29 protein-coding genes and 1 tRNA gene are annotated in these 24,312 nt (G+C 73.4%); 11 read left to right on the top strand and 19 right to left on the bottom strand.

Annotation, left to right across the window (positions count from 1 at the left end):
- Positions 1-71 precede the first annotated feature (71 nt).
- Positions 72-671 (top strand): DUF1707 SHOCT-like domain-containing protein, encoded by a 600-nt coding sequence (locus ABEA81_RS21835; protein WP_345607119.1) that lies wholly within the window; start codon positions 72-74, stop codon positions 669-671.
- Positions 672-684: 13 nt separating this feature from the next.
- Here ABEA81_RS21835 and ABEA81_RS21840 read toward each other — a convergent pair whose 3' ends face one another.
- A complete protein-coding gene (locus tag ABEA81_RS21840; protein WP_345607120.1) occupies positions 685-1,221 on the bottom strand; it encodes a dihydrofolate reductase family protein in 537 nt (178 codons plus the stop codon).
- A 96-nt stretch (positions 1,222-1,317) separates the two neighbouring features.
- Between ABEA81_RS21840 and ABEA81_RS21845 the strand changes: the two genes are divergently transcribed.
- A complete protein-coding gene (locus tag ABEA81_RS21845) occupies positions 1,318-2,019 on the top strand; it encodes a TetR/AcrR family transcriptional regulator (RefSeq protein WP_345607121.1) in 702 nt (233 codons plus the stop codon).
- 181 nt (positions 2,020-2,200) lie between these two features.
- Here ABEA81_RS21845 and ABEA81_RS21850 read toward each other — a convergent pair whose 3' ends face one another.
- Positions 2,201-3,880 carry a DUF885 domain-containing protein gene (locus ABEA81_RS21850; protein ID WP_345607122.1) on the bottom strand — a complete coding sequence of 560 codons (1,680 nt, stop codon included), beginning with the start codon at positions 3,878-3,880 and terminating at the stop codon, positions 2,201-2,203.
- A gap of 330 nt (positions 3,881-4,210) precedes the next feature.
- Between ABEA81_RS21850 and ABEA81_RS21855 the strand changes: the two genes are divergently transcribed.
- Both ABEA81_RS21855 and ABEA81_RS21860 read left to right on the top strand, forming a co-directional pair.
- Positions 4,211-4,492, top strand: a complete 282-nt coding sequence (locus tag ABEA81_RS21855) for a hypothetical protein (protein WP_345607123.1) — start codon at positions 4,211-4,213, stop codon at positions 4,490-4,492.
- Positions 4,493-4,495: 3 nt separating this feature from the next.
- Positions 4,496-4,909 carry a GtrA family protein gene (locus tag ABEA81_RS21860; protein WP_345607124.1) on the top strand — a complete coding sequence of 138 codons (414 nt, stop codon included), beginning with the start codon at positions 4,496-4,498 and terminating at the stop codon, positions 4,907-4,909.
- A gap of 3 nt (positions 4,910-4,912) precedes the next feature.
- Here the strand turns inward: ABEA81_RS21860 and ABEA81_RS21865 are convergent, their stop codons facing one another.
- Entirely contained in the window at positions 4,913-5,323 is a 411-nt protein-coding gene (locus tag ABEA81_RS21865) for a nuclear transport factor 2 family protein (protein ID WP_345607125.1), read from the bottom strand.
- A gap of 65 nt (positions 5,324-5,388) precedes the next feature.
- Here ABEA81_RS21865 and ABEA81_RS21870 point away from each other — a divergent pair, with 65 nt between their 5' ends.
- A complete protein-coding gene (locus tag ABEA81_RS21870) occupies positions 5,389-6,069 on the top strand; it encodes an ArsR/SmtB family transcription factor (protein ID WP_345607126.1) in 681 nt (226 codons plus the stop codon).
- A 13-nt stretch (positions 6,070-6,082) separates the two neighbouring features.
- Here ABEA81_RS21870 and glfT1 read toward each other — a convergent pair whose 3' ends face one another.
- The 5 genes from glfT1 to ABEA81_RS21895 all read right to left on the bottom strand — a co-directional run bounded on the left by glfT1 (position 6,083) and on the right by ABEA81_RS21895 (position 10,309).
- The gene (gene glfT1, locus ABEA81_RS21875) at positions 6,083-7,009 is read right to left on the bottom strand and encodes a galactofuranosyltransferase GlfT1 (RefSeq protein ID WP_345607127.1); all 927 of its coding nucleotides are present in this window, start codon (positions 7,007-7,009) and stop codon (positions 6,083-6,085) included.
- Complete coding sequence (gene wzt, locus ABEA81_RS21880) at positions 7,006-7,770, bottom strand: galactan export ABC transporter ATP-binding subunit Wzt/RfbE (RefSeq protein WP_345607128.1); 765 nt, start codon at positions 7,768-7,770, stop codon at positions 7,006-7,008. Before wzt ends, glfT1 begins: the two co-directional genes overlap by 4 nt.
- A 7-nt stretch (positions 7,771-7,777) precedes the next feature.
- Complete coding sequence (gene wzm, locus ABEA81_RS21885; RefSeq protein ID WP_425570634.1) at positions 7,778-8,653, bottom strand: galactan export ABC transporter permease subunit Wzm/RfbD; 876 nt, start codon at positions 8,651-8,653, stop codon at positions 7,778-7,780.
- A 95-nt stretch (positions 8,654-8,748) separates the two neighbouring features.
- Positions 8,749-9,252, bottom strand: coding sequence for a bacterial proteasome activator family protein (locus ABEA81_RS21890; protein WP_345607215.1), 504 nt, complete (start codon positions 9,250-9,252; stop codon positions 8,749-8,751).
- A gap of 70 nt (positions 9,253-9,322) precedes the next feature.
- Entirely contained in the window at positions 9,323-10,309 is a 987-nt protein-coding gene (locus ABEA81_RS21895; protein WP_345607130.1) for an NAD(P)H-quinone oxidoreductase, read from the bottom strand.
- A gap of 135 nt (positions 10,310-10,444) precedes the next feature.
- Between ABEA81_RS21895 and ABEA81_RS21900 the strand changes: the two genes are divergently transcribed.
- Entirely contained in the window at positions 10,445-11,053 is a 609-nt protein-coding gene (locus ABEA81_RS21900; protein WP_345607131.1) for a GNAT family N-acetyltransferase, read from the top strand.
- Between the two features lie 525 nt (positions 11,054-11,578).
- On the opposite strand, the gene ypfJ is transcribed toward ABEA81_RS21900, so the two are convergent.
- Complete coding sequence (gene ypfJ, locus ABEA81_RS21905) at positions 11,579-12,508, bottom strand: KPN_02809 family neutral zinc metallopeptidase (RefSeq protein WP_345607132.1); 930 nt, start codon at positions 12,506-12,508, stop codon at positions 11,579-11,581.
- Between the two features lie 127 nt (positions 12,509-12,635).
- Between ypfJ and ABEA81_RS21910 the strand changes: the two genes are divergently transcribed.
- From ABEA81_RS21910 to ABEA81_RS21920, 3 genes are all read left to right on the top strand, one after another.
- Positions 12,636-12,723, top strand: a tRNA-Ser gene (locus ABEA81_RS21910).
- 163 nt (positions 12,724-12,886) lie between these two features.
- On the top strand, positions 12,887-13,483 hold the full coding sequence (locus ABEA81_RS21915; protein ID WP_345607133.1) for a dihydrofolate reductase family protein: 597 nt from the start codon (positions 12,887-12,889) through the stop codon (positions 13,481-13,483).
- Positions 13,484-13,518: 35 nt separating this feature from the next.
- Complete coding sequence (locus tag ABEA81_RS21920; RefSeq protein WP_345607134.1) at positions 13,519-13,920, top strand: GNAT family N-acetyltransferase; 402 nt, start codon at positions 13,519-13,521, stop codon at positions 13,918-13,920.
- Here ABEA81_RS21920 and ABEA81_RS21925 read toward each other — a convergent pair.
- The 4 genes from ABEA81_RS21925 to ABEA81_RS21940 all read right to left on the bottom strand — a co-directional run bounded on the left by ABEA81_RS21925 (position 13,917) and on the right by ABEA81_RS21940 (position 16,076).
- On the bottom strand, positions 13,917-14,393 hold the full coding sequence (locus ABEA81_RS21925) for a cupin domain-containing protein (protein WP_345607135.1): 477 nt from the start codon (positions 14,391-14,393) through the stop codon (positions 13,917-13,919). The two genes, ABEA81_RS21920 and ABEA81_RS21925, sit on opposite strands and share 4 nt — an antisense overlap.
- Before the next feature lie 30 nt (positions 14,394-14,423).
- Positions 14,424-15,116, bottom strand: a complete 693-nt coding sequence (locus ABEA81_RS21930; RefSeq protein WP_345607136.1) for an HAD family hydrolase — start codon at positions 15,114-15,116, stop codon at positions 14,424-14,426.
- Between the two features lie 67 nt (positions 15,117-15,183).
- A complete protein-coding gene (locus ABEA81_RS21935; RefSeq protein WP_345607137.1) occupies positions 15,184-15,483 on the bottom strand; it encodes a putative quinol monooxygenase in 300 nt (99 codons plus the stop codon).
- Between the two features lie 56 nt (positions 15,484-15,539).
- Positions 15,540-16,076 carry an AAA family ATPase gene (locus ABEA81_RS21940; RefSeq protein ID WP_345607138.1) on the bottom strand — a complete coding sequence of 179 codons (537 nt, stop codon included), beginning with the start codon at positions 16,074-16,076 and terminating at the stop codon, positions 15,540-15,542.
- Positions 16,077-16,158: 82 nt separating this feature from the next.
- On the opposite strand from ABEA81_RS21940, the gene ABEA81_RS21945 reads away from it, so the two are divergent.
- The gene (locus ABEA81_RS21945) at positions 16,159-17,361 is read left to right on the top strand and encodes an MFS transporter (RefSeq protein ID WP_345607139.1); all 1,203 of its coding nucleotides are present in this window, start codon (positions 16,159-16,161) and stop codon (positions 17,359-17,361) included.
- Between the two features lie 15 nt (positions 17,362-17,376).
- Here ABEA81_RS21945 and ABEA81_RS21950 read toward each other — a convergent pair whose 3' ends face one another.
- The 3 genes from ABEA81_RS21950 to ABEA81_RS21960 all read right to left on the bottom strand — a co-directional run bounded on the left by ABEA81_RS21950 (position 17,377) and on the right by ABEA81_RS21960 (position 20,589).
- Positions 17,377-18,879 (bottom strand): FAD-dependent oxidoreductase, encoded by a 1,503-nt coding sequence (locus ABEA81_RS21950; RefSeq protein WP_345607140.1) that lies wholly within the window; start codon positions 18,877-18,879, stop codon positions 17,377-17,379.
- Positions 18,880-18,928: 49 nt separating this feature from the next.
- Entirely contained in the window at positions 18,929-19,159 is a 231-nt protein-coding gene (locus tag ABEA81_RS21955; protein ID WP_345607141.1) for a hypothetical protein, read from the bottom strand.
- Positions 19,160-19,329: 170 nt separating this feature from the next.
- Positions 19,330-20,589, bottom strand: a complete 1,260-nt coding sequence (locus ABEA81_RS21960) for a M18 family aminopeptidase (RefSeq protein ID WP_345607142.1) — start codon at positions 20,587-20,589, stop codon at positions 19,330-19,332.
- Positions 20,590-20,609: 20 nt separating this feature from the next.
- Here ABEA81_RS21960 and ABEA81_RS21965 point away from each other — a divergent pair, with 20 nt between their 5' ends.
- Entirely contained in the window at positions 20,610-22,028 is a 1,419-nt protein-coding gene (locus tag ABEA81_RS21965; RefSeq protein ID WP_345607143.1) for a GMC family oxidoreductase, read from the top strand.
- A 7-nt stretch (positions 22,029-22,035) separates the two neighbouring features.
- Here the strand turns inward: ABEA81_RS21965 and ABEA81_RS21970 are convergent, their stop codons facing one another.
- The 3 genes from ABEA81_RS21970 to ABEA81_RS21980 form a co-directional block, all read right to left on the bottom strand.
- Positions 22,036-22,968 (bottom strand): hypothetical protein, encoded by a 933-nt coding sequence (locus ABEA81_RS21970; RefSeq protein WP_345607144.1) that lies wholly within the window; start codon positions 22,966-22,968, stop codon positions 22,036-22,038.
- Between the two features lie 111 nt (positions 22,969-23,079).
- The gene (locus ABEA81_RS21975) at positions 23,080-23,856 is read right to left on the bottom strand and encodes an arylamine N-acetyltransferase family protein (protein ID WP_345607145.1); all 777 of its coding nucleotides are present in this window, start codon (positions 23,854-23,856) and stop codon (positions 23,080-23,082) included.
- A 34-nt stretch (positions 23,857-23,890) separates the two neighbouring features.
- Complete coding sequence (locus ABEA81_RS21980; RefSeq protein ID WP_345607216.1) at positions 23,891-24,307, bottom strand: nucleotide triphosphate diphosphatase NUDT15; 417 nt, start codon at positions 24,305-24,307, stop codon at positions 23,891-23,893.
- Positions 24,308-24,312 lie beyond the last annotated feature (5 nt).

Genomic DNA, 24,312 nt, shown 5'->3' on the forward strand with positions numbered 1-24,312 from the left:
GCGGGCCAGGGTAGCGCCAGGCCCTGGATCGCGGCCGCGCCGCGTCGGGCCGGCGCCGTTAGGCTCGGGACGTGAGCGAGCCGTCGTCCGAGTCCCGGGGATTCCGCATCTCCGATGCGGACCGCGAGCGCGCCGCCCAGCGGCTGCACCAGGCCCTCGCCGAGGGCCGGATCACGCTGAGCGAGCTGGAGGAACGGCTCGCGGTGGTCTACGCGGCGCGCTACGAGGCCGACCTGCGCCCCCCGTTCACCGACCTGCCGGACCCCGACGCGATCGCCGCCCGCCCCGCGATCGCCGTGCCGGCCGACGCGCCGCCGGTGGTGCTGCGGGCCGGGATGTCGACGATCAAGCGCAGCGGCACGTGGGACGTGCCGGCGCGGCTTCGCCTGCAGAGCGCGATGGGCTCGGTCGTGCTCGACTTCTGCGACACGGTGATCCCGCACCCGGTGGTGGACATCGAGGTCGACCTGGGCGCGGGGTCGGCCAAGCTGCTCGTACCCGACGAGTCCACCGCCAACGTCGACGACGTCGTGGCGAGCATGGGCACGGTGAAGAGCAGCGTTCCGTCGGTACCCCGGCCCGGCGTGCTGCACTTCGTGGTCCACGGCCGGGCCGGGATGGGATCGGTGACGGTGCGGCGGCGCTACCGCATCGCGGGCCGCTACTTCTGACCCGTCGTCCCGATCAACTCGTGGCGGGGCCGTAGACCATGTGCACCACGCCGGTCGTGAACGGGGTGGCCGAGAGCAGCTTCAGCGGCACCTTCGCCCCGTCCGCGAACAGCCTCTGGCCCTTCCCGACCACGAGCGGGTGCACCAGCAGGTGCAGCTCGTCGACCAGTTCCTGCTCGAGCAGCCAGCGGACCAGTACCGCGCTGCCGGTCGTGCCGAGGTTCACGTCCTGCTTGAGCTTCGTCAGCTCCGACTTGACATCGCCGCTGACGATCGTGGAGTTCTCCCAGGTCGCCTCGGTGAGCGTGTTCGACACGACGTACTTGCGCGCGCCGTTCATCTGGCCGGTGATCGGGTCCTCGGGATCGGCTGTCGGCCAGTACTCGGCGAAGCCGTCGTAGGTCCTGCGGCCCAGCAGCATCCCGTCGTTGTCCATCAGCGCGCCGACGGCGGCCCCCATCTCGTCGTTGAAGTAGTCGAAGTGCCAGGTCTCGGGCGACTCGATGACGCCGTCGAGCGAGATGAACAGGCTGGACTTGATGGATCCCACGATCTTCTCCTCGGTCGGGTTCTGGATGCGGTACTGTGTCCAGCGGAAACCGTATCGGCCGGATACTGTTTACGGCAAGACCCGATCGGAGAGCGGATGGACGACGACGTGGGGCAGGTCATCGAGCTGCTGTGGGGCACGCCGAGCCGGCCGAGCCGGGGGCCGCGGCCGTCGCTCTCCATCGCGGCGATCGCCGACGCGACCGTGCGGATCGCGGACGCCGACGGGCTGGAGTCGGTGTCCATGCAGCGGGTGGCCGAGGCGCTCGGTGTCACGAAGATGGCGCTGTACCGGTACGTGGCGGGCAAGGCGCAGCTGCTCGCCGTCACGATCGAGGCCGCGGTCGGCGAGCCGCCGGTGCTGACCGGTGCCGGCTGGCGCTCCCGGATCGAGGAGTGGGCGGGGCTGCTGCGCGAGAACTGGCTGCGCCACCCCTGGCTGCCCCAGGCCACGGTCGGGGACCGGGCGATGGGCCCGCGCGAGGTCGCCTGGATCGAGTGCCCGGTCGCGGTGCTCGCCGAGGCCGGGCTCGCAGGCCCCCAGCAGATGGACGCAGTCCTGCTGCTGTGCGCCCACGTGCGCAACACGCTGACCGCAACGATGTCCGGCACGCAGCCGTGGACCCCCGGCAACGGCGCCGGTTCGCTGCACGAGCGGCTCGCACAGCGCAACGGTGACTACGCGGCCGTGCTCGGCGCCACCCGGTCCGGCCGGTCGGCGGACAACGGGTGGCGGTTCGGGCTCGAGCTCATCCTGGACGGGCTCGAAGTACGGGTGTCTGGTGGTCCCGGTCGTTAGTCCGTCGGGGGTCCGAGGTCGTGTCAGGCGGTGGGGCGGCTCTGCCCTCGCGAGCCTCTGCGGCCGGTGCCGCCGGACGCGCACCGAATCGCTGATCAAGGGGAAATGGTGGTCAAATGATCTCTGAGAGCGACCATTTGCCCTTGATCACCGGGGTGGCCCCGGCGCCGACCCCGCGACGCTACAGCTTCGCGAGCTCGTCGGTGAGGTCGTCGAGGCCGAGGCTGCCCAGCGACAGCGCGGCGGCGTGCCACGCCTTCAGGTCGAAGCCGGCGCCGCGGGCCGCCCGCGCCGCCTCCCGGCCGGCGAGCCACGCGCGCTCCCCGAGCTTGTAGCTGATCGCCTGGCCGGGCCAGCCGAGGTAGCGGACGATCTCGCTGTCCAGGAACGCGTCCGGCCGCCCGGAGTACGCGCCGAAGAACTCGCGTGCGATCTCCGGCGTCCAGGTCTCGCCCGCGTACAGCGGGGAGTCGGCGGGCACCTGCAGCTCCAGGTGCATGCCGATGTCGATCACCACCCGCACCGCCCGCATCTGCTGCGCGTCGAGGTAGCCGAGCCGGGCCCCGGGGAGCGTCAGGTACCCCAGCTCGTCCATGAGGCGCTCGGCGTAGAGCGCCCAGCCCTCGATGTTCCCGGACACCGCGCCCACCGAGGTCTGGTACGTCGAGAGCCGGTCGGCGAGGTGGGTCCACTGCGCGAGCTGCAGGTGGTGCCCGGGGACGCCCTCGTGGTACCAGGTGCTGATCAGCTGCCACAGCGGGAACCGGGTGGCACCCATCGTCGGCAGCCAGGTGCGGCCTGGGCGGGAGAAGTCCATCGACGGCCGCGTGTAGTACGGCGCCGCGGCGCTGCCCGGCGGGGCGATCATCGCCTCGACCGCGCGCACCGGGGACGCGATGTCGAAGTGCTCTCCGTCCAGCTCGGTCATCGCCGTGTCCATCATCCGCTGCAGCCAGGCGCGCACCTCGTCGACGCCCTCGACCGCCGGCCCGTTCTCGTCGAGGTGACGGATCGCGGTGCGGAGATCGGCCCCGGGCAGCACGGCATCGGCCTCCCGCCGCATCTCGGCGTCGATGCGCTGGTGCTCCTCCCATGCCCAGGCGTATGCCTCGGCCAGGTCGAGGTCCGCGCCGGTGGAGAGGCGGGCGCCGAGGCGGTACCGGTCGGGCCCGACGGCGTCCGGCGTGCCCGCCGTGGCCGGGAGGTAGGTGCCGGCGAGGTACTCGCGCAGCGATCCGGTGGCGGTGGCCGCGGCGTCCGCCGCGCCCGCCAGGTCGGAGCGCACCGCCTCGGAGACGCCGTCCGGAGCCTTCGCCGCGAACGAGTGGAACCAGGAGCCGCCTTCGCCGGCGAGCCACGCGTCGAGCTGGCCAACGACCGTCTCCACCTGTCGCGGCGCAGCGTGCAGCCCGCGCCGCGACCCCTCGGCGAGGCCGGCGGCGTAGCCGCGGAACGCCTCCGGCACCTTGGCCATCCGGCGCGCGACCACCGCCCAGTCGTCCGGGGTGGTGGTGGGCATCAGCTCGAACAGCTGCCGGACCTGCGCGTGCGGTCCGAAGATGTTGCGGACCGCGCGGAGGTGCTCCCCGGCGCCGCTCGCCGCCAGCTGGGCCTCGAGCCGCTCGCGCAGCAGCCGCGCACAGCGGCGGTCGTCGTCATCGGCCACGTCGGCGGCCGCCAGCGCGGTGAGCGTGGCGCGGGCCAGCTCGTCGAGCGCCTCCTGGCCGCCGGGGGACAGGTCGGGCACCCGGTCGTCGCCGGGGTGCGTGCCGAGTGACGTCGCCACGCGGGTGTCGAGGTCGGCGAGCCGGCGGACGTGGTCGTCGGCGAGGGAGCGTACGGCGGAGTCGGTGGTCGTCATCCGGCCCATCTTCCCCCCGGCCGCTGAACGGCGGCATCGACGTCGAGGGCCGCGCCGCGTGCGAACTCGGCGTCGAACGCGCCGCCGCCGCGATCCGCTCGACGTCGCTGCGGTCGGCGCTGGTCCGGGCCTCGCCGGCCGCGGCCGCGCTCGCGACGTCCCGCGAGCTGGGCCGCCCCGCGCCCACGGCGGTGGCCGGCACGTCGCCGCTCGGCGGTGACCAGGCTCCCCCGGTGCACCAGCTGGCCGGGCCCGGTGGCCTCTTCGCGGCCGCGCGGCGGCCCGCGTCCGCACGCTCGGCGAGGGGAGCCCGCCCGGCACCGCCACGCCGTGGCCACGGCCCTGCTGGTGGTCGACGGGGCGGGCGCGTTCGCGATGGTGGTGCCGTTCACGACGCGGCTGATCGACCAGGCCGCCGGCGCGCCGCTGCTCGCGGCCGCGGCCGGCGGTTCGGCGACGAACACGGGCGCCGCGCCCGGCGCGTACCTCGGCGGGCTCGCGATCGACACCCCGCTCGGCGTGACCGCCCCGCCGGTGGCCGGCGCGGTGATCGCCGCATTCGGCCTGCTGGCGGTACTTGCGGCTCGGATCGCGGCCACTCGATACCCTTGACCGGTGACCGCGACCCAGCCCGCATCGGCCCGGCCCGGCCTCGCCGCGCAGCTGAGCCGGTTCGTCGCGGTCGGCGTGCTGTCCGCGCTGGTCGACTTCGGCAGCTACCACGCCCTGCTCGCGCTCGGCACCTGGGTGCACCTGGCGAAGGCCATCAGCTTCATCCTGGGCACCACCACGGCGTACCTGCTCAACCGCCGGTTCACATTCACCGACACCGCGGGTGGGCGCGCCCGCTTCGCCGGTTTCGTGCTGCTCTACGGCACCACGTTCGCCATCAACATCGGCATGAACGCGCTGATGCTCGCCGTGCTGCCGCAGCTCCCGTTCCGCACGAGCGTGGCATGGGTGATCGCGCAGGGCACGGCCACCGCGATCAACTTCGTGATGCTCCGCACGGTGGTCTTCCGCCGCTGAGCGTCACCTCGGGTGCTCCCCGCCGAGGAGCATCCCCACACCGACCCAGCCCCAGTAGACCCGGTGGTGGGCGATGAGCCCGTCGCGGATCTCCATCACCTCGACGATGTCCATCTGGTCGCCGTCGGGGGACTCGCGGGGGTACTCCCAGGTGAGCCGGGAGCCGTCGGACAGGAAGCCGGCCCGGTGGCGACGCCGCTCGGCCGGTTGGTTGGCGAACACCTTCTCGACGAAGCGCCGCAGGTTCTCCCGGCCGCGCACCACCCCTTCCGTCGTGCCCAGCAGGTGGCAGACGAGCGGGCTCTCCAACGTGGCGTCGGGCTGGTAGAGCGCCATCGCCGCGTCGAGGTCCTTGGCGCCGAGGGCGTCGTCCCAGGCGGTGAAGATGTGCTCGATCTGTTCCGCAGTGGTCATGGGTGCGACAGTAGGCACCGAACGCTTTGGTCCGGACCCAACTGTCGATGTGGCAGCCTCGTGGGATGTTCGACCGGGACCTGGCACCGCTCGCGACGCTGATCGGCGACCCGGCGCGGATCGCCATCCTCGCCGCGCTGGCCGAGGGGCACGCGCTGCCCGCGGGCGAGCTCGCCCGCCGCGCGGGCGTTCATCCGGCCACCGCCACCGGGCACCTGCGCCGGCTCGTCGACGGCGGCTTGGTCGTCGTGCACGAGCAGGGCAGGCACCGCTACCACCGGCTGGCCGGGCCGCGCGTGGCCGCCGTGCTCGAGGCCATGGCGCAGCTGGCCCCGGCCACTCCCGTGCGCTCGCTGCGCTCCGTTCGCGCCGGGAAGACCCTCACCGAGGCGCGGACCTGCTACGACCACCTCGCAGGCCGGCGCGGGGTCGAGCTGCGCGACCGCCTGCTCGAGGCGGGCGCCCTGAGGTTGATCGACGACCGGGACCACGAGCTCACGCCGACCGGCCGCAGGCTGGTGACGGTGGTCGGGGTCGATCCGCACCCGCTGGACCGCACGCGGCGCGTCTTCGCCCGCAGCTGCGTGGACTGGACGGGGCGGCGGCCGCACCTGGCCGGTGCGCTGCCCGCGGCGCTCACCCACCGGCTCATCGAGCTGGGCTGGCTCACCCGGGCGGCGGGACGCGGCCTGCGGGTGGCACCCGACTACGACCGTCGCCTCGACGCCTGGTTGTCGGCCCCTTGATCGAAGCGCCTGATCAGGGACGGCGGAACCGCTCCGCCCGGCCCTGGCGGACCAGCCGCGCCCACTGCAGGAACTCGCGCGGGCTGCGCTTCGTCACCAGGAAGTACCAGGTGAACCGGGGCACCTCCAGCACCCCGACCCGCCGCATCCCCGGCTGGGACACCAGGAAACCGCGGTTGCGGTAGGTGTAGTAGCGCTTGACCGGGTCGTCGGGGTCGCGGGCGTGCAGCCGGCCGCCCAGCATCGGCTTGTCGTCGTCTCCACCGGCCGGGTGCAGGTACGCGGCCCGCAGCGAGGTGCCGAACGGCAGCCCCGAACGCACGAGCCGCCGGTGCACCTCCACCTCGTCCCCGCGCACGAACAGCCGCAGGTCCGGCACGCCGACGACGTCCAGCGTGGACGCGCGGAACAGCGCCCCGTTCATGAGGGCCGCGATCCCGGGCAGCAGCTCGTCGTCGGCACCGTGCTTGACGTCGGCCGCGAGCTCGGCGCGGGAACGGTGCCACGTGAGGCCGCGCCGGACCGGGAAGGCGAGCCGGTCGGGGTGGGCCTTGTCGGCCACCGTCGGGGAGACGGCGGCGAGGCGGCGGCGCTCGGCGAGGTCGACGAGCGTCGAGAGGGTGGACTCGTCGGCGGGCAGCCCGTCGTCGTCACCCAGCCAGATCCAGTCGGCGCCCATGGCCAGCGCGTGCAGCATCCCGAGGGCGAACCCGCCTGCGCCACCGAGGTTCGTCCAGGACGGGATCCAGGTCGACGGCAGGTCACAGCTGTCGACGACCGCCTGCGCCGGCTGGTCCGGGCCGTTGTCGACCACGATCAGGTGGGCGATCGGGTGGGTCTGTTTGGAGAGCGCGGCGAGCGACTCCGCGAGCAGTTCGCTGCGATGGCGCGTGACCACCACCGCGACGACGGAACCTGCCGGGAGGGGGGCGGAGTTCACCGGGCGTCGATCTCGGCCAGCACGTCACGTCCCTTGTAGTGGTGGAGCACCTCGCGCAGCGGACCCTGCTCGCGGATGGTGCCCTGGTCCATCCAGATCGCGGTGTCGCACAGGTCGGCGAGGAACTCGTCGGAGTGGGAGGCGAAGACCAGGATGCCGGAACGCTCGACGAGCTCGTTGAGCCGGTCCCTGGCCTTGGCGAGGAACTCGGAGTCCACCGCTCCGATGCCCTCGTCGAGCAGCAGGATCTCCGGGTCGATGCTCGTGACCACGCCGAGCGCGAGCCGCACCCGCATGCCGGTGGAGTAGGTGCGCAGGGGCATCGACAGGTAGTCGCCGAGCTCGGTGAACTCGGCGATGTCGTCGACCCGCGCCTCCATCTGCTTGCGCGTCATGCCCAGGAACAGTCCGCGGATCAGGATGTTCTCGAAGCCGGAGATCTCCGGGTCCATGCCCACCGCCAGGTCGAACACCGGCGCCACCTTGCCGACGACGCTCGCGCGCCCGCGGGTGGGCTCGTAGATGCCCGACATCAGCCGGAGCAGCGTGGACTTGCCTGCGCCGTTGTGCCCCACGAGCGCGACCCGGTCGCCGCGGCGCAGCGACACCGTGACGTCGCGGAGCGCCTCGATGATCGGGACCTTCGACTCGGTGCCGATCCGCCCGCCCGCGCGGCCGAGCACGGCCTTCTTCAGCGAGCGGGTCTTGGCGTCGAAGATCGGGAAGTCGACCCCGGCGCCTTCGATGTCGATGCTGACCATGCGCCCCTCAGACCCAGTACGCGACGCGGGAGCGGTAGTTGCGGAGGAAGACGAGCGCGGCGGCGCACCCCACCACGGTGATCACGCCGACGACGTACCAGTGCCGCCAGACGATCGGTTGGCCCAGCAGCGGCTGGCGCAGGATCTCCACGAAGTGCATCACCGGGTTGAGCTCGGCGATGCGCGCCCGCTCGGCCACCGCCGGGTTCCGCAACAGGGTGTCGTACTGCCAGACGATCGGCGTCATGAAGAACAGCAGCTGCGTGAGGCTCGCGATGATCGGCGGGATGTCGCGGAACCGCGTGGCGACGATGCCCGTGAGCACGGCGATCCACGCCCCGTTGATCACGAGGAACGCGAACGCGGGGAACGCCAGCAGGAGCGACCAGCCGAGCGGGTGCGGGAAGATCACCATCAGCACCGCCCACACGACCAGGTTGTGCGCGAAGAACAGCGTCTGCCGCCAGATCAGCCGGTAGACGTGCAGCGACAGCGGTGCGGGCAGGAACTTGATCAGGCCCTCGTTGGCGATGAACACCTCGCTGCCCTCGAGGATGCACCCGTTCACGAAGTTCCAGATCAAGAGCCCCGTGGCCACGTACGGCAGGAACGTGGGGAGGTCCATCTGGAACAGCGCGCCGTACAGGATGCCCATCGCGGTGGCGATGACCGCCATGCTGATGCTCACCCACAGCGGGCCGAGCACCGAGCGCCGGTAGCGCTGCTTGATGTCCTGCCAGCCCAAGTAGCCCCACAGGGGCCGCTGTTTCCAGCCCTGCCCGAGGTCGCCGAACGCGCGCTGCCAGCTGCGTGAGCCGGGGACGTCGGCCACGACGGGCCGGGCGGAGATGGCGCCCTCGGCCCGGTCGTCGCCGGTGGTCATCGTCTGAGCCACCAGGCGAGGGTACCGGCGGGTCGGGTAACCGTCCCGGGCGGTGCGGTTGTCACGGTCCGGAACCGGGTCACGCGGGCGTTCGGCTACAGGTACTGGCCCGTTCCCCGGCCCAACCCGCCCTCCTGGCCGGGCTGGGGGACCGCGCCGGGCGGGAGGCCGCGGCGCATCTGCTCCAGCTGCTGGCGGGCGGCCATCTGCTGGGCGAAGAGCGCCGTCTGGATGCCGTGGAACAGCCCCTCCAACCAGCCGACCAACTGCGCCTGCGCGATCCGCAGCTCTGCGTCCGACGGCGTCGAGTCGTCGGTGAAGGGGAGGGTGAGCCGGTGCAGCTCCTCGCGCAGCTCGGGCGCGAGGCCGTCCTCCAGCTCCTTTATCGAGTTCTCGTGGATCTCGCGGAGGCGGTTGCGGGAGGCGTCGTCGAGCGGCGCGGCACGCACCTCCTCGAGCAGCTGCTTGATCATCGTGCCGATACGCATGACCTTGGCCGGTTGCTCGACCATCGAGCCCACTCCCTGCTCGTCGCCGTCCTCGTCGGACTGCGGGACCCGCGCCACGCCCACCGGGCGCCCGTCAGGGCCGATGACCATCACCTGCTGGTCGCCGTTGTCCCCGTTGCTCTGCTGTGGCTGGCTCACCCCACCACGGTATCGAGCCGCGTCAGGTCAGGGGCAGCAGGATCTTCCCGACGACGCCGCCCGCCTCCAGTTGGGCGTGCGCCGCACCGGCATCCGGCAGAGCCACGCTGGTGTGCACGACCGGCGTCACCCGCCCGTCGGCGAACAGCGGCCACATCTGCTCGCGGACACCCGCGACCACCACGCCCTTCCCGTTCGGCCCGTCCACCGGGCGGCCGCGCAGCCCCATCGCGGTGACGCTGCCGCGTTTGGCCAGCAGCTTGGCGAGGTTGATCTCGGCCTTCGTGCCGCCCTGGAAGCCGAGGATCAGCAGCCTGCCGTCCTGGGCGAGGGCGTCGATGTTGGCGGCCAGGCTCTTCGCGCCCATGTTGTCGAGGATGACGTCGGCGCCGTGCCCGTCGGTGGCCTCCTTCAGCCGGGCCGGGACGTCGTCGTGGTAGTCGATCACGATGTCGGCGCCGAGCTCGCGGCAACGCTCCATGCGGTCGGGGGCGCCGGCGGTCGCCGCCACGCGGGCTCCGAGCGCCTTGGCGATCTGGATCGCGTGCGTCCCGATCCCGCTGGTCCCGCCGTGGACGAGGAACGTCTCGCCCGCGGCCAGGTGCCCGGTGTGCACGACGTTCGACCACACCGTGCACACGACCTCGGGCAGGCCGCCCGCCGTCACGAGGTCGACGCCCGGCGGGACCGGCAGCAGCTGGGCCGCCGGCACGGCGACCTTCTCGGCGTACCCGCCGCCGGCGAGCAGCGCGCACACCTCGTCGCCGATCTGCCAGCCCTCGACGCCGTCGCCGAGGGCTGCGATCCGGCCGGAGCACTCCAGCCCGATGATGTCCGACGCCCCGGGCGGCGGCGGGTAGAAGCCCTGGCGTTGCAGCAGGTCGGCCCGGTTGACCGCGCTCGCCGCGACGTCGACGACGACCTCGCCCGGACCCGCCACCGGATCCGCGACCTCGGTCCACTCGAGCACATCCGGGCCGCCCGGCTCCCGCACCGTGATCGCATGCATGGGGCTGACGCTATTCGGTCGAGCGCGAGCACGCTGCTCCGGCAAGGTGGCTCCATGGACCACCCGGAACCATCGCCACCGGAACCATGGCCACCGGAACCATGGCCACCGGAACCATGGCCACCGCGCCACCTCGTGTTACGCACGCCACGCCTGGAGCTGCGCCCGGACGACGACGCCGGGCTGCTGGAGCTCGTCGGCGAGGCCCACCGAGGTGTGCACCCGCCCGACCGGATGCCGTTCATGGTGCCGTGGACCGACGCCGATCCGGACGAGCTGGGCCGCCGCGTGCTGCAGTACCACTGGGGCGTGCGCGCGGCGCTCGCCCCGGACCGGTGGACGATCAACTTCCTGGTCCGCCTCGACGGGCGGGTGATCGGCGTGCAAGGGCTCTCCGCCACCGGGTTCCGGGTGGTCCGGGAGGTCGCCACGGGCTCCTGGATCGGGATGCGCCACCAGGGCCGCGGGTTCGGCACGGAGATGCGGGCGGCCGTGCTCGCGTTCGCGTTCGACCACCTCGGCGCCGTGCGGGCCCGCTCGGGCGCGTTCACCGACAACGCTGCCTCGCACCGCGTCTCGGCGCGCCTCGGCTACCGCCCCGACGGCACCACCTGGGTCGCTCGTCGCGGGCAACGCGCAGAGGAGGTACGGCTGGTGCTCACCCCCGAGGGCTTCGTGCGGCCGGAGTGGAAGCTGGAGGTCGAGGGCCTCGACGCCTGCCGTGGGCTGCTCGACGCGACGTGAGCCGCCGCGGAGTGAACGGGCACCCTCGCACGCCAGACGGTCGATTCCCATGGGCAAGACCCTGGGGTCCTTCTCCGGGCCTCCTGGCGGCGCCGCGCAGTGTGCGGGGCAGGGCCCCGCAGCTCGAGGGCGCCTCCGGCGTCGCTGCGCGATCCGTGATCTCCGAACCCCTGTGGCCCCTATGGGCAGCACCGCGGGCGGGCCGGGGCCTTCCCGATGGGGCGCGCGGCGCCGCCAGGAGGCGGTCCCGCCGGGCCGGGGTCGCAACCGGGGCCAGCGCAGCGATCAAGGGCAGATGGTTGCTCTGCAGCGGTGACCACGGGCGAATGGTCGCTCCCGGAGATCATTCGGCCACCATTCCCCCTTGGTCGGCGATCCGGTACGCGTGGTGCACCTCGGACGACACCACGTGCATGACGGGCCGGGTATCACCTTCGTGCGCCCCGACCGCCGCGACGACGTCCCCAGCGAGCGCTCCCCGATCGCCCTCGATCAACCATAGGGCGAGCCGATGCGCCGTTCGCTCTAGCCGAGGTTCACACCGCGGGCGAAGGTGTCGCACCGCGCCGGGTCGCCAGTCTTGTATCCCGTCGTGTACCAGTGCTCGCGCTGGGCCGAGGTGCCGTGCGTGAACTGGCTCTCGTCCACCTGGCCGCCGCCGAGGTTGCTCTGGATGTAGTCGTCGCCGATCCGCTCGGCCGTGTCGAGCGCGGCCGCCACGTCGTCCTGGGTCACGTCGACGATGAGGGGTTTCCCGGACGCGGTGGGCACGGATTCGGCGTGGTTCGCCCACACCCCGGCGTAGCAGTCGGCCTGCAGTTCCAGCCGCACCGAACCGGACGTCGGTCCCGTGTCACCCGATCGCACGCGTTCGCTCGTGCCGAGCAGCGCCTGGATGTGGTGCCCGTACTCGTGGGCGATGACGTACGCCCGCGCGAACGGACCGCCCTCCGCCCCGAAGCGGGACTCGAGTTCCGTGAAGAAGGAGAGATCGATGTACACCTCGTGGTCGGCCGGGCAGTAGAACGGCCCGACCGCCGCCGACGCGCTGCCGCAGCCGGTGCGCACGCCGCCGCTGAAGAAGTTGGTGCGCGGCGCCGTGTAGGTCATCCCGGAGCGGGCGAAGGTGTCGCTCCAGTACCCGTCCAGCGAGTTGACGACCGCGACGACCTCGCAGTCCAGCTCGGTGTTGGCCTGCCCGCCGGTGCGGCAGCTGGAGGCGGCCTGGGACGTGTCCGCGGACCGGCCCTGTTCGAGCCCGGTGAGTCCACCCAGGTCGATGCCGGCACCACCGCCGCCGAGCTGGCTGAGCAGGAAGTACACGATCAGGCCGACGACGCCGAGGCCGCCGCCGCCGACAGCCACCCGCCCGCCGATACCGCCGCCCCCGCCCCCGCTGCCGCGCAGGTCGTCGATCTGCGACGTGTCGAGCTGGGCGTTCTCGTCGAACCGCATGGTGCCCTCCCGCGCAGATCCCACCACATCGGCCGTCGCCGGTCGCTCCCGCTCGCCGGTAAGGGTGAGCGCAGGCCCGCCAGAACCACCCCGCGACGGGGGTGGCGCTGCAGCTACCCTGATCGGCGGAAGCGTGGCAGAGCGGCCGAATGCACTCGCCTTGAAAGCGAGCAGTGGGCAACCACTCGGGGGTTCGAATCCCTCCGCTTCCGCCAGCGGCCCCGGGCGGCTGTGTGGCGGCTCGCTCGGGCCTCCCGATCCGGGGTGGCCGTTTCGTGCAAGAGCCGCGACCGGTCCCCGACCTAGCCTCTCGATCTTGCACGCCCGTCGTGTCGCCGTCGGCACGCTGTGGATGGGCGCGAGAGCTGAGGAGCGGGGATGGCCAGGGTTGTGATGCAGGCGGTGGTCTCGGTGGACGGCTACATCGCCTACCCCGATGACTCGGTCGGGCCGCTGTTCGACTGGTACTTCAACGGCGACACCGAGCTGTGCGCCACGGCGAGCGATTGGACGTTCCACGTCTCGCGGACGTCCGCCGACCACCTCCAGCCCATCTGGGACGCGATCAAGGTGACGGTGATCGGCCGTCACCTGTTCGACACCACCAACGGCTGGGACGGCAAGCCTGCCGCGGGGGACGAGCTGGTCGTCGTCACCCACCGGCCGTTGCCGCAGGAGTGGCTCGCCGCCCATCCGGACGCACCGTTCCACACCGCCGACTCCGTCGAGGCCGGCATCGCGCTCGCCAAGGAGCTCGCAGGCGACGGCCTCGTCGACGTGACCGCGGGCGATCTCGGGGGGCAGGCGTTCTCGGCGGGGCTGGTCGACGAGGTCGCGATGGACGTCGTCCCGGTGGTTCTGGGCGAAGGGGTGCGCTTCTTCGGCAGCCACACCGGCACCGTGCTCCTCGACGATCCCGACCAGGTGGTCCAGGGCGACCGCGTGCTGCACCTGCACTTCACGGTCAAGCGCTGACCTCGATCACGGGGTCCCGCTGCGACGCTGGCGGGATGAGCGGAGCGATCTCCTGCACCTGGCGCGACCCGATCACGGACGAGGAGATGGTCGACCTCGTCCGCTCGCACGGCGGCAATGCCGTCGCCGGCTGGTGGAGCAGGGTGAGCGGGCACAGCCTCGGCTGGGTCGGCGCCCGTGACGGCGAAGGGCTCCTCGTCGGGTTCGTGAACGTGGCGTGGGACGGAGGGGACCACGCCTTCCTGGTCGACACCAAGACCCGGGGCTCCTACCAGCGGCGCGGGGTCGCGACGGCGGTCGTCCGGCTGGCGGCGGCCCGGGCGCGGGATGCGGGCTGCGAGTGGCTCCACGTCGACTTCGAGCCGCACCTGCGCGCGTTCTACTTCGACGCGTGCGGCTTCCGGCCGACGGACGCGGGGCTGATCCACCTGCGTTAGCGCGGGTGGGAAACCGCCAGTGGCGGGCCGACGAACTCGATCCAGTTCGCGGTGCCGACGGCGCCGAGCGCCGCGGCGTCCACCGGGCCGGGAAGCGCGGCGAACTGGGTGAAGAACCGCTCCACCCCCGACGGCGATGTGATGATCAGCAGCCGCCCCGGCTCGGCGCCGACGTTCTGGAAGGCGTGGGGCGTGCCGCGCGGGCCGAAGGCCATGCCCCCGGTCGACGCGTGGTGCATGGTGTCGCCGGCCTTGAACCGGAACTCGCCGGCGAGCACGTACCACACCTCGTCCTCGCGCAGGTGGACGTGCGTCGCGGGCCCCGACCCCGGCGCGACCAGCAGTTCGAGGATCGTGAGCGAGCCGTTCGTGCTCCTGGTGTCGGCCTTCACCGTCACCGAGTCACCGGTGGGTGTCTCGAGGACCGGGCCCTCGCCGGACCGCACGGCGAACGGCGCCGTGGAGTGGCGCATGCGCGTGGCTCGCCCCCGAGCGCGGCGGCGTTACGCGTCCGTCCGGCCGGCGGGGCCGAGGGTGGACGCACCCTTCGCGAGGAGGGTCTGGTCCAGGCGTTCGAGCAGCTGCGCGGGCGACTCGAAGACCTCGCGGGCTCCCGCCGCGCGCAGCTCGTCGTCGGAGAAGCCGCCGCTGCGCACCGCGTAGGCCGGTACCCCGAGCCGGGCGGCCGCCTCGAAGTCCCACACGGAGTCGCCGACCAGCACCGCCGAGCAGCCCGCGACCTTCTCGAGCGCGGCCTGCAGCAGGTCCGGTTCCGGCTTGGTCCGCTCGACGTCGGCCGACGTGGTCCAGGCCTCGGCGAGCTCGGTACCGTCGAACAGCCCGAGGTAGTGGTCCACGTGCTCGGCCTTGCCCGAGCTGGCCAGCACCAGCGTGAACCCGCGTCGGCGGACGTCGCCCAGCAGCTCCCGCACGCAGGCGAAGGGCTGGATCTCGCCGAGCAACGGCTCGAACTCCTCGGCCCAGTCGGCCCGCAGCTGCTCCCCGAGCCGCCGCTCGACGTCGTCCCCGGCGACCGCGGGCACCAGCTGGTCACCGCCCATCCCGATCGCTCTGTGCAGCCGCCACACCGGAAGGGTCAGGTCGTGGCGGCGGAAGGCCCGGAACCAGGCCAGGGCGTGGTGGTAGTTCGTGTCGACGAGCGTGCCGTCGATGTCGAAGATCGCAGTGTCGAACATCGCAGTGTCGTACTCCGCCATCGGGGTGGGTTACCCCTGCGGACGCCCGGGAATCCGGCGCACCGCGCTACGGGAGCCCGATCCCGCCCACCACGCGCGTCTCCTGCCTGGTGAACTCGCCGGTGAGCATCGGCATGGCCGTGGCGATCGTGGCCCGGGTCTCGGGGAGCTGCAGGGAGGCGCTGTGGTGCTCGGCGCTCTCCCAGACCTCGCTGACCCAGATCCGGTCGGCGTCGTCCGGGCACTCGCTCACCACGTAGGACAGGCAGCCCGCGCCGGGGAGGGCGTCGAGGCCCTTCAGAAGGAGGGCGATCACCTCGTCGCGCTTGCCGGGCCGGGTCCGCATGCTGCCGATGTAGCCGTACACGCGGGCAGCGTCGCACGCGGGCGGCCCGCAGGCATTGGACGTTCGCGACAGCGCCGTCACGCCACCCGGGACTCGTCGGCCCGGCGCAGGATCTCCTCGACGGTCTCGGCGACCGACAGCTCCGAGCTGTCGAGCCACAGCCCGACGCGCGGCGTCTCGGCCCGCAGCGACCGGTCGAGCGCCTCCACCGTCCACGGGCCGTAGGCCTGCTTCCCCCGGCCCGCCTCGCGGACCGCCACGGCATCCGGGCGCGGGGCGAGGACGACGACGTGCAGCGGGCGCGTGCGGATCGCGGCCACCAGCGCCGGGAGCTCCGCGCCGAGCACGACGTCCTGGGCCACCACCGCGAAGCCGGCGTCGGCGTAGGTGTCGCAGGTCCGGCCCGTGAGCAGGTGCCGCAACCGCAGCTGGCGGACCGCTTCGGGGCCGGCGTCCGGGGTCATCTCGGCGCGTCCGCCCACGATCCAGCGGCGGAACTGGTCACCGTGGACGTGGACGGTCCGGCCCGGCAGCCGTTCGGCGAGGGCCTGCGCCACCGTGGACTTGCCCGCGGCCTGGATGCCGGTGAGGAGGTGCACTGCAGCGGTGAGCACGTTCTCGATCTTGCCAGGCGGAAAATGGCTGGGACCGGGTCGCCGATGCCGCTAATCTCCCGCCATGCCCGGTTGACGCACGTTGCCGCCTGCCGCGCGCCCGCTCGCGCGGCGCATGATGGGGTGGGCGCTGCTCGCCGATTTCGTCCCGCTGTACCCGCTGTACGCACTGCTGTTCACGGCCACCGGCCTGTCCGTCGCGCAGATCTCCGCGCTGTTCGCGATCTGGTCGGCCGTCGCGGTGCTCACGGAGGTGCCGTCCGGGGCGCTCGCCGACCGGTTCTCCCGACGTTCGTCCCTGGTGGCGGCGGGGGTGCTGCAGGCGGCCGGGTACGCCGCCTGGGTGCTGCTGCCCGGCTTCCCGGGGTTCGCGCTCGGCTTCGTGCTGTGGGGGTTCGGCGGTTCGCTGGTCTCCGGGGCGAAGGAGGCGCTGCTCTACGACGGGCTCGATGCGGCCGGGGCGCGTGAGCACTACGCGCGCGTGGCGGGCCGCGTCGCGGCCATGGAGCTGGTGGCGCAGCTCCCGGCGGCGCTCGCGGCCACACTGCTCTTCGTCGCGGGCGGGTTCCCGCTGGTCGGTTGGGTGAGCGTGGGAACGTGCCTCGCCGCGGCCGTGGTCGCCGCGACGCTCCCGGAACCGCCGCGCGGCGACGCCGGCGCCGGGACCGGCTACCTCGCCACGCTCCGCAGCGGTGTCACGGATGCGGTCAACACCCCGGGCCTGCCGCCGGTGCTGCTGGCCACCGCGGTCCTCACGGCCTACGACGGGGTCGAGGAGTACTTCCCGCTGTTGCTGGCGGACTGGGGGATCCCGCCCGCGGCGGTCCCGCTCGTGGCCGTACCGATCGTCCTCGGCGGGACGGCGGGTGCGGCGCTCGGGGGAGCGGCCGGTCGGCTGCCCGCGTGGGCGCTGGGGTTGCTCCTCGGGACGGCGATGGTGCTCCTCGGTGGCGCGGGCATCGCCGCGCATCCGGCCGGCGTGGTGGCCATCGCGGCCTTCTACGGCGGCTACCGCGCGGCGCTCGTGGTCCTCGACGCGCGGTTGCAGGAGCGGATCGCGAGCGCCTCGCGGGCCACCGTGACCTCCGTGGCCGGGCTGGGCACCGAGCTCGCGACGTTCGGGGTGTACGTCGCCTGGGCCGCGGGCGGGGCCCCGCTGCTCGCCGCGGCGGGCCTGCTGATCGCGGGGGCGCTGCCGGTACTGCTGCGCCGGAGGGTGGCGGGTAGCGGCGCCCCCGGTGTTGCCGCCACCCGCCGAAGCGAGGAGGACGCCCGCGGGCGGTGAGATTCGTGACGCCTGTCACTCACCCGGCGGATCCCGGCGGGGCAGCGGCCGTACCGCGGGTCCCTCCAGCACCTCACCGTCGACGTCGAAGCGCGAGCCGTGGCACGGGCAGTCCCAGCTGTTCTCGGCGGCGTTGAACCGGACGAGGCAGCCCAGGTGCGTGCACCGCATGGAGACGGCATGCAGGCCACCGTCCGGGTCGCGGTACACCCCGGTGCGTTCGGTGCCCGAGCGCACCACCCCGGCGGTACCCGGCGCGAGCTCGGCCGCCGAGGAGATCCGGCCGGGCATCAACCGGTCGCCGACCAGGTCGGCCCCCACCTTCGCGTTGAGGCGCGCGAGCTGCGCCAGGCCGCGCGGCGAGACGCGGTGCGGGCTGAACGCGGCGCTGCCCGGCCCGCCCGAGAGCTGCTCGGCGAGGATCGCCGCAGCCATGGTGCCGCCCGAGAGGCCCCACTTCGCGAACCCGGTCGCCACGTACATCCGCGAGCTCCCCGGCGTGTAGGTGCCGATCATCGGGGTGTGGTCGTAGGGGATCGGGTCCTGCGCCGACCAGCGGTGCGTCACCTCCTCCACGTCCCAGTGTTCGCGCAGGTGCTCCTCGATCGCGGTGTAGCAGGAGCGGCCGACGCCGCGCGCGCCCGCGGGGTGGTCGCTCCCGAGCACGATCATGAGGTCACCAGCCGAGCGGTAGGACCACGTCGGGGACCCGGTCGTGATCGACATCCCGCGGGCGGGTTCGCCGCGGACCCGCGCCGCGACGCAGTACGAGCGACTCGCCTCGACCCGGGCGAAGTACAGGCCGCGGTCCCACACCGGGTAGTGCGTCGCGACGACGACACGGTCGCCGGTCAGGGGACCGTGGGTGGTCTCCACCCGGACGGGGCTCCGGTCGGTGACGCCCAGCGCGCGCGTGCCCTCGAAGACCCGGCACCCGTCGCCCTCGACGGCCGCGGCGAGCCCGCCGACGTACTTGACGGGGTGGAACTCCACCTGGTCGCGCAGCCGGACCGCGCCGGACACCGGGTAGGGCAGGTCGACCGACGGGGTCATCTCGACGGGAAGTCCGGCGCGGCGCGCGGCGTCGAACTCGCGCTCGACGTCGGCGAGCTCCTCGTCTCGTGGGGCGACGGTGAACGCGTCGCGCCGCTGCAGGTCGCAGTCGATGCCCTCGTCCGCGGCCAGCTCGGCCACCAGCTCCACGGCGGCAAGGCTGCGTGCGGCGTACTCGTCGGCGACCTCGGTGCCGCGGGTGCTCCCGATGGACGTCAGCACCGTGGACTGCAGCGCGGTGACCTTGGCCGTGTTGTTGCCGCTGACGCCCGCACCGATGCGGCCGGCCTCGACCACCGCGACCCGGGCGCCGCGGCCCTTGAGCAACAGCGCCGTGGTCAGGCCGGTGATCCCCCCGCCGAGCACGAGGACGTCGAAGGCGCGCTCGTCGGATGGCTGCGGATAGGTCGTTCCGGGCAGCGCGGCGAGCCAGAGCGACTGCGCTGCGGTCGTGGTGGGTGGCACGGGGCCCTCCGGGATGTCGGGTCCCGTCGGCTACCCCGTGACGGGAAGATCAATCCGCCTGGTCGGGCCCCGGGTCGCGCAGCCGGTACTCGCCGCCGTGGCCCGCCACTTCGTGCAGGTCGTAGTGGTGCACGATCTTCGGACCTTCGTGCAGGTGCACGTAGCGCACGGTGCCGGGGGCCGGGTCGGACGGCTCGCGGGTGTCGACGCGACCGTCGAGCGGGCCGCCGACGAACCAGTAGACGTCCGGGCCGTCGGCGAGGGAGTGGTCCTCGCTCACGGGACCTCCTCGGTGGGGGCTTCCGGGGGCATTCGCACCACGGTAGATCCACCCCGACACGTGCGAAAGCCGTGCGTGGAGCGACCCGGCCGGTGGCCACGCCCACGGTGATCAGGGAGGACGGCGCCGGGACCCCTCCGCGCAGCTGCTCGGGACGGCCGGGTTCTCGATCAGAGCGGGTCGGTGAGGAACGCGCCGGCCGCCGCGGCGAGGTGGCCCGGGTCCTGCACCCCGCACAGCTCGCGCGCGGAGTGCATCGAGAGCACGGGGATCCCGACGTCGACGGTGCGGATGCCCAGGCGCGTGGAGAGGATCGGCCCGACCGTGCTCCCGCAGGGCACCGTGTTCTTGCTGACGAACAGCTGGGTGGGCACGCCCGCGTCCCGGCACGCGCGCTGCCAGGCGGCGGCGCCGGGGGCGTCGGTGGCGTAGCGCTGGTTGGCATTGACCTTCAACGCCGGCCCTCCGTTCGGCACCGAACGGTGGTTCGGGTCGTGATGGCCCAGGTAGTTGGGGTGTGCGGCGTGCGTGACGTCCACCGAGAGGCAGCGGGACCCCGCGAACGCCGCGCCGCGGGCGTCGAAGCCGCCTGCGAGCCGCGTGAGCACCGTCTCGAGCAGGGGACCGGCCGCCCCGGTCGCGGAGGCGCTGCCGATCTCCTCGTGGTCGAAACCGACGAACACCGGGATCACCCCGGCGGCGTCGTCGGCCGCGGCGAGCAGGGCGCACAGGCCGGAGTGGACGGACGCGAGGTTGTCCAGCCGGGGCCCCGCCAGCAGCTCCTCGTGTTCGCCGAGCCGGGCCGGCGGGGTGAGCTCGTGCACCACGAGGTCGTGCGCGGCCACCTCGGCCGGGTCGACGCCGGCCTCCTCGGCCAGGAACCCGATCAGGTCCCCCTCGGCGGGAGCGCCCAGTCCCCAGACGGGCAGCAGGTGCTCCTGCGGGTCGAGCTTGAGGCCCTGGTTCACCTGGCGGTCCAGGTGGATCGCCAGCTGCGGCACCCGCAGCAGCGGCCTGCGCACGTCGACCAGCACGACCGAGCCGTCGTAGCGGGCGAGGCGCCCGGCGAGGCCGAGGTCGCGGTCGAGCCACGAGTTCCACAGCGCCCCGCCGTAGACCTCCACCGCCACCTGCCGCCACCCGGCCGACCCGGTGTCGGGGCGCGGCTTGACCTTGAGCGTGGGGGAATCGGTGTGCGCGGCGAAGATCCGCATTGGCGTGCCGGGAGGGGCGCCCTCCGGGACGAACCACGCGAGCAGCGTGCCGTCGCGCACCAGGTAGCGGCCGCCGGGGCCGTCCTCCCATGGCCCGGCCTCCGGCTGCTCGGTGAAACCCGCTGCGGCCAGGCGGCGGACGCCCTCGGCAACGGTGTGGTACGGCGTGGGCGCCGCGGTGAGGAACGCGGCGAGATCCTGCGCGAGATCGCTCATCACCAGGCATCCTCCCTGATGTGTACGACGTGGTCGTGGTCGGCGCCGGTTCGGCGGGCTGTGCCCTCGCGGGCCGGCTCGCCGAGGACGCCGGGCGCCGGGTGTTGCTGCTCGAGGCCGGGCCGCTCGCGGCGTCCCCGGACTGGCTCGACGGCGCCCGGCCCGGACACCCGCTCAACTGGTCCTACGCCGCCGAGCTGCGGCCAGGGCACACCGTCGCCGTGCCGCGCGGGCGGGTGGTCGGCGGTTCGAGCGCGATCAACGGCGCCAACTGGGTGCGCGCCACGCCCGGCGACACCGCGGCCTGGGACCTGCCCGGGTGGTCGTGGGCCGACCTCCTGCCGCACTTCGTCCGTTCCGAGCACGACCTCGACCTCCCGACCGCACCGGGCCACGGCGACCGCGGCCCGGTGCCCGTCCGCCGCCCCGCCGGGCCGCTGCTGCACCCGGTGGCCGAGCGGTTCCTGGTCGCCGCGCAACGGCTCGGCCACCCGCTGGAACCCGACAAGAACGCCGCTGCCGCGCCCGGAGCGGGCCTCGTACCGAGCAACGCCGGCGACGGGGTGCGCACCTGCGCCGCCGATGCCTACCTCCGTGGCCACCCGAACCTGACCCTGCGGGCCGACGCCCCCGTGGCCCGGGTGCTCCTCGACGGCGACAGCGCCCGCGGGGTCGCCCTGCTCGACGGCACGGTGGTCGAGGCGGCGGAGGTCGTGCTCGCCGCCGGCGGGGTCGCCACCCCGCACCTGTTGATGCTGTCCGGGATCGGCCCGGCCGACGCGCTGCGCGGCGTGGGCGTACCGGTCGTCCGCGACCTGCCGGTCGGTCGGGGCTTCAGCGACCACCCCGTGGTGTTCGTGCCGTTCACCACCTCCGACCCGCCGGCGCACCCGGGTGCCCCGGGCAGCCAGGCCGCGCTCGACTGGGACTCGGGCGCCGACCCCGCGGGCGACGTCGAGGTGCTCGCGTTCGTCCGGCCCTTCACGCCGGCAGGCGAGCTGCACCTGATGTGCATGGTGACGAGCCCCGACAGCCGCGGGACCGTCACCCTCACCTCGCCCGACCCCCGCGTCCGGCCCCGGATCGACTACCACTACCTGCGCACCGAGCACGACCGCCGCCTGCTGCGCCACGCCATCCGCACCGCCGCCGACCTGCTGCGCGGCGGCGTCGGTACGCGCGTCGCGCCCGGCGGCGACGTCCTGGGCAGCGACCGCGAGCTCGACGGCTGGATCGGTGCCCACCTCGGCACGGCCGTGCACATGTGCGGGAGCGCCGCGATCGGACCGGTCGTGGACCCGCAGCTGCGGGTCCACGGGATCGCCGGGCTGCGGGTGGCGGACACGTCGGTGCTGCCCCGCGCCCCGCGGCGGGGTACCGCCGCCACGGCGGTTGCACTCGGGGAGAAGGCGGCCGATCTGCTGCGGACCGCGTCGTGATCCCGTCCTACGGACGGGCGAGCTCGTCGGCGATCCGGTCGGTGGTGATGCCCCGGTTCTCGTGGCCGCGCAACTCGGCGTAGGTGACGATGGTCATCGCGTGGCCCGCGACGACGACCGGCAGGACCATCGCCGCGACCGCCACCACGCTCAGCAGGAAGATGACGATCGTGCCGACGGCCCCGGACGAGTCGGGCGGGCTCAGCGCGAACGCTCCCACGAACGGGCTGATGAGCACGAACGGAAGCACCACCTCGTATGCCTGGATGACCAGCCAGCCGAGGACGAGCCGGCCGAGGGTCGCCCAGAACCGGTGTCTGATCAGCTCGAAGCAGCGGCCGGGGCCGTCCCGCTCGATGACCACCGCGCAGACGAGCGAGGCGTTGAGCACGACCGCGAGGTAGAGGCCGGGGAGGATCAGGAGCAGGATCCCGATCATGACGGCGACCGCGCCCACCAGGTACCAGGCCGCCAGCGGCAACGCTCTCCGCGCGCCCCACCGGAGCGCCTCGCCGACCCCCGCGTGCCGGCCGGCGGCGTCCATCACGGCGACGTAGAGCGAGGCGCCCTGGCCCCAGGTGAAGACCGTGTACCCGATGAGGAACGCGATGAGGAACGCGCCCGACATGACGAGGGCGGTGGCGGTGTCCGGAGGGCCGGCCACGCCGCCGGTGCTCCAGGGACCGGGCAGCAGGAAGGCCGCTCCGGCGGCCGCTCCGGCCACGGCGGCCAGGACGGCACCGACGATCAGCGTGATCAGCGAGAGCCGCCAGAAGCTGCGTCGGAACACCCGGATCCACCGGCCGAACCAGCCGTTGAGGTCGGTGGGAACGAGGGGGTCGCCGGGTGGTTGGTCCGGGTACGGCGGATCGCCGTCCGGCGGTCGGTTCGGTGGTAGTGGGAAACCGCCCGGTCCCAGGCCGTCCGGTGGGTTCGACATCGCTGAACACTGCCCTGGTGAGTCGGTTCACTCCAGCACTTTTCGATCAACCTTCCAGCGACGGGTTGCGGACCCGTTGTGGGTACGTTGAATCGGCAGCTCTTCGCCGGGTCAGGTGGCGGCGAGCTGGGGGACCCGTTCGGCCCACGAACGCCCCAGCACGATCCCGAACCGGTCGGCGAGCAGCGCCCACTCCTCCGCGGCCGAGACCTCCCGCTCCGTCCGCACGCCCTGGTCGAGCTCCGCGAAGGCCCCGTTGACCAGCGAGATCCGGCCGGTCGGGGTCGCGAGCGCGGCGAGCCGCCTCCCGGTGAAGTCGGAACCGGGGTCGTACTGCTGGTAGCGGTTGCGCTCGGAGAAGTCGGCGAGCTCCCGCGGCTGCGGGGTCCAGGCCCAGCCGCGCTCCCACCGCCCGTCGCCTCGGCGCTCGCTCGTCCACCAGACGTCGCCGTCGCGACGCACCTGCACGCGACCGTGCACGCCGGGCCGGTGCGGCACCGGCTCCGGCCACCGCGCGCCGTTGCCGACGTCGGCGATCCAGCTGCCGTCGACGGCGTCCACCAGCAGCCGCAGGTGGTCGTACTCCGGGCCGCGGGCGCCGTCGTCGTCCAGGGAGAACGCCGCGACCAGGGTGACCGCGAAGCCGAGCTCCCGCAGCAGCGTCCCGAACAGCCCGTTCAACTCGTAGCAGTACCCGCCTCGGCGCCGGTGGACGATCTTGCGCTCCAACGCGTCCGGCTCCAGCGAGATCGCGACGCCCGTGTGGATGTCGTAGTCCTCGAAGGGCACTGACCGCGCGTGCGCGCGGTGCAGCGCGACGAGCGTGGCGCTCGTGGGGGCGGCCGGACGGGTGGCCCCGATCCGCGTGAGGTAGGCGGCGACGTCCATGACGATCAGCCTGCGACCTCGACAGGGGTTGAGGTCAAGCCGGTTTCGCGGCCAGCAGACCGGCGTCGAGGCACCGGCCGAGCGGGCTGAACAGCTCGGCGCGGCGGGCGCGCAGCTCGTCGGTGGTGAGCCAGGCGAACGCGGTGGCCTTCTGCGGCTCCCGGAGCTCCGGTTCGCCCCCGAGGCGGGTGCAGCCGATGAAGAGCGTGACGTAGTGCCGCCCGATCTCGGGCATCGGGTCGTCGGTGAATCCCAGCCGGGCCGTCGGCCGCACGACGAGCCCGGTCTCCTCGAGCGTCTCGCGCGCGGCCGTGTCCTCCGGCGACTCGCCGAACTCCTGGTGCCCGCCCGGCAGCCCCCACGTCCCCGCGCCGTGGGCGCCCGCCCGGCGCAGCACGAGGATCCGCCCGCCGTCGCGCACCACCGCTCCGACCCCGACCCGCACCCGCATCACGG

The organism is Pseudonocardia adelaidensis (assembly GCF_039543345.1).
GTDB classification, from domain to species: Bacteria; Actinomycetota; Actinomycetes; order Mycobacteriales; family Pseudonocardiaceae; genus Pseudonocardia; species Pseudonocardia adelaidensis.

Bases quoted from the DNA above. Each gene is read 5' to 3' on its own strand.
- ABEA81_RS21865 (WP_345607125.1), bottom strand. From the start codon at position 5,323: ATGACCACTGCGGAACAGATCGAGCACATCTTCACCGCCTGGGACGAC.
- ABEA81_RS21895 (WP_345607130.1), bottom strand. From the start codon at position 10,309: ATGCATGCGATCACGGTGCGGGAGCCGGGCGGCCCGGATGTGCTCGAG.
- ABEA81_RS21870 (WP_345607126.1), top strand. From the start codon at position 5,389: ATGTTCGACCGGGACCTGGCACCGCTCGCGACGCTGATCGGCGACCCG.
- ABEA81_RS21890 (WP_345607215.1), bottom strand. From the start codon at position 9,252: ATGGTCATCGGCCCTGACGGGCGCCCGGTGGGCGTGGCGCGGGTCCCG.
- ABEA81_RS21915 (WP_345607133.1), top strand. From the start codon at position 12,887: ATGGCCAGGGTTGTGATGCAGGCGGTGGTCTCGGTGGACGGCTACATC.
- wzm (WP_425570634.1), bottom strand. From the start codon at position 8,653: ATGACCACCGGCGACGACCGGGCCGAGGGCGCCATCTCCGCCCGGCCC.
- wzt (WP_345607128.1), bottom strand. From the start codon at position 7,770: ATGGTCAGCATCGACATCGAAGGCGCCGGGGTCGACTTCCCGATCTTC.
- ABEA81_RS21975 (WP_345607145.1), bottom strand. From the start codon at position 23,856: ATGGACGTCGCCGCCTACCTCACGCGGATCGGGGCCACCCGTCCGGCC.
- ABEA81_RS21925 (WP_345607135.1), bottom strand. From the start codon at position 14,393: ATGCGCCACTCCACGGCGCCGTTCGCCGTGCGGTCCGGCGAGGGCCCG.
- ypfJ (WP_345607132.1), bottom strand. From the start codon at position 12,508: ATGCGGTTCGACGAGAACGCCCAGCTCGACACGTCGCAGATCGACGAC.
- ABEA81_RS21980 (WP_345607216.1), bottom strand. From the start codon at position 24,307: ATGCGGGTGCGGGTCGGGGTCGGAGCGGTGGTGCGCGACGGCGGGCGG.
- ABEA81_RS21960 (WP_345607142.1), bottom strand. From the start codon at position 20,589: ATGAGCGATCTCGCGCAGGATCTCGCCGCGTTCCTCACCGCGGCGCCC.
- ABEA81_RS21930 (WP_345607136.1), bottom strand. From the start codon at position 15,116: ATGTTCGACACTGCGATCTTCGACATCGACGGCACGCTCGTCGACACG.
- ABEA81_RS21920 (WP_345607134.1), top strand. From the start codon at position 13,519: ATGAGCGGAGCGATCTCCTGCACCTGGCGCGACCCGATCACGGACGAG.
- ABEA81_RS21970 (WP_345607144.1), bottom strand. From the start codon at position 22,968: ATGTCGAACCCACCGGACGGCCTGGGACCGGGCGGTTTCCCACTACCA.
- ABEA81_RS21845 (WP_345607121.1), top strand. From the start codon at position 1,318: ATGGACGACGACGTGGGGCAGGTCATCGAGCTGCTGTGGGGCACGCCG.
- ABEA81_RS21850 (WP_345607122.1), bottom strand. From the start codon at position 3,880: ATGACGACCACCGACTCCGCCGTACGCTCCCTCGCCGACGACCACGTC.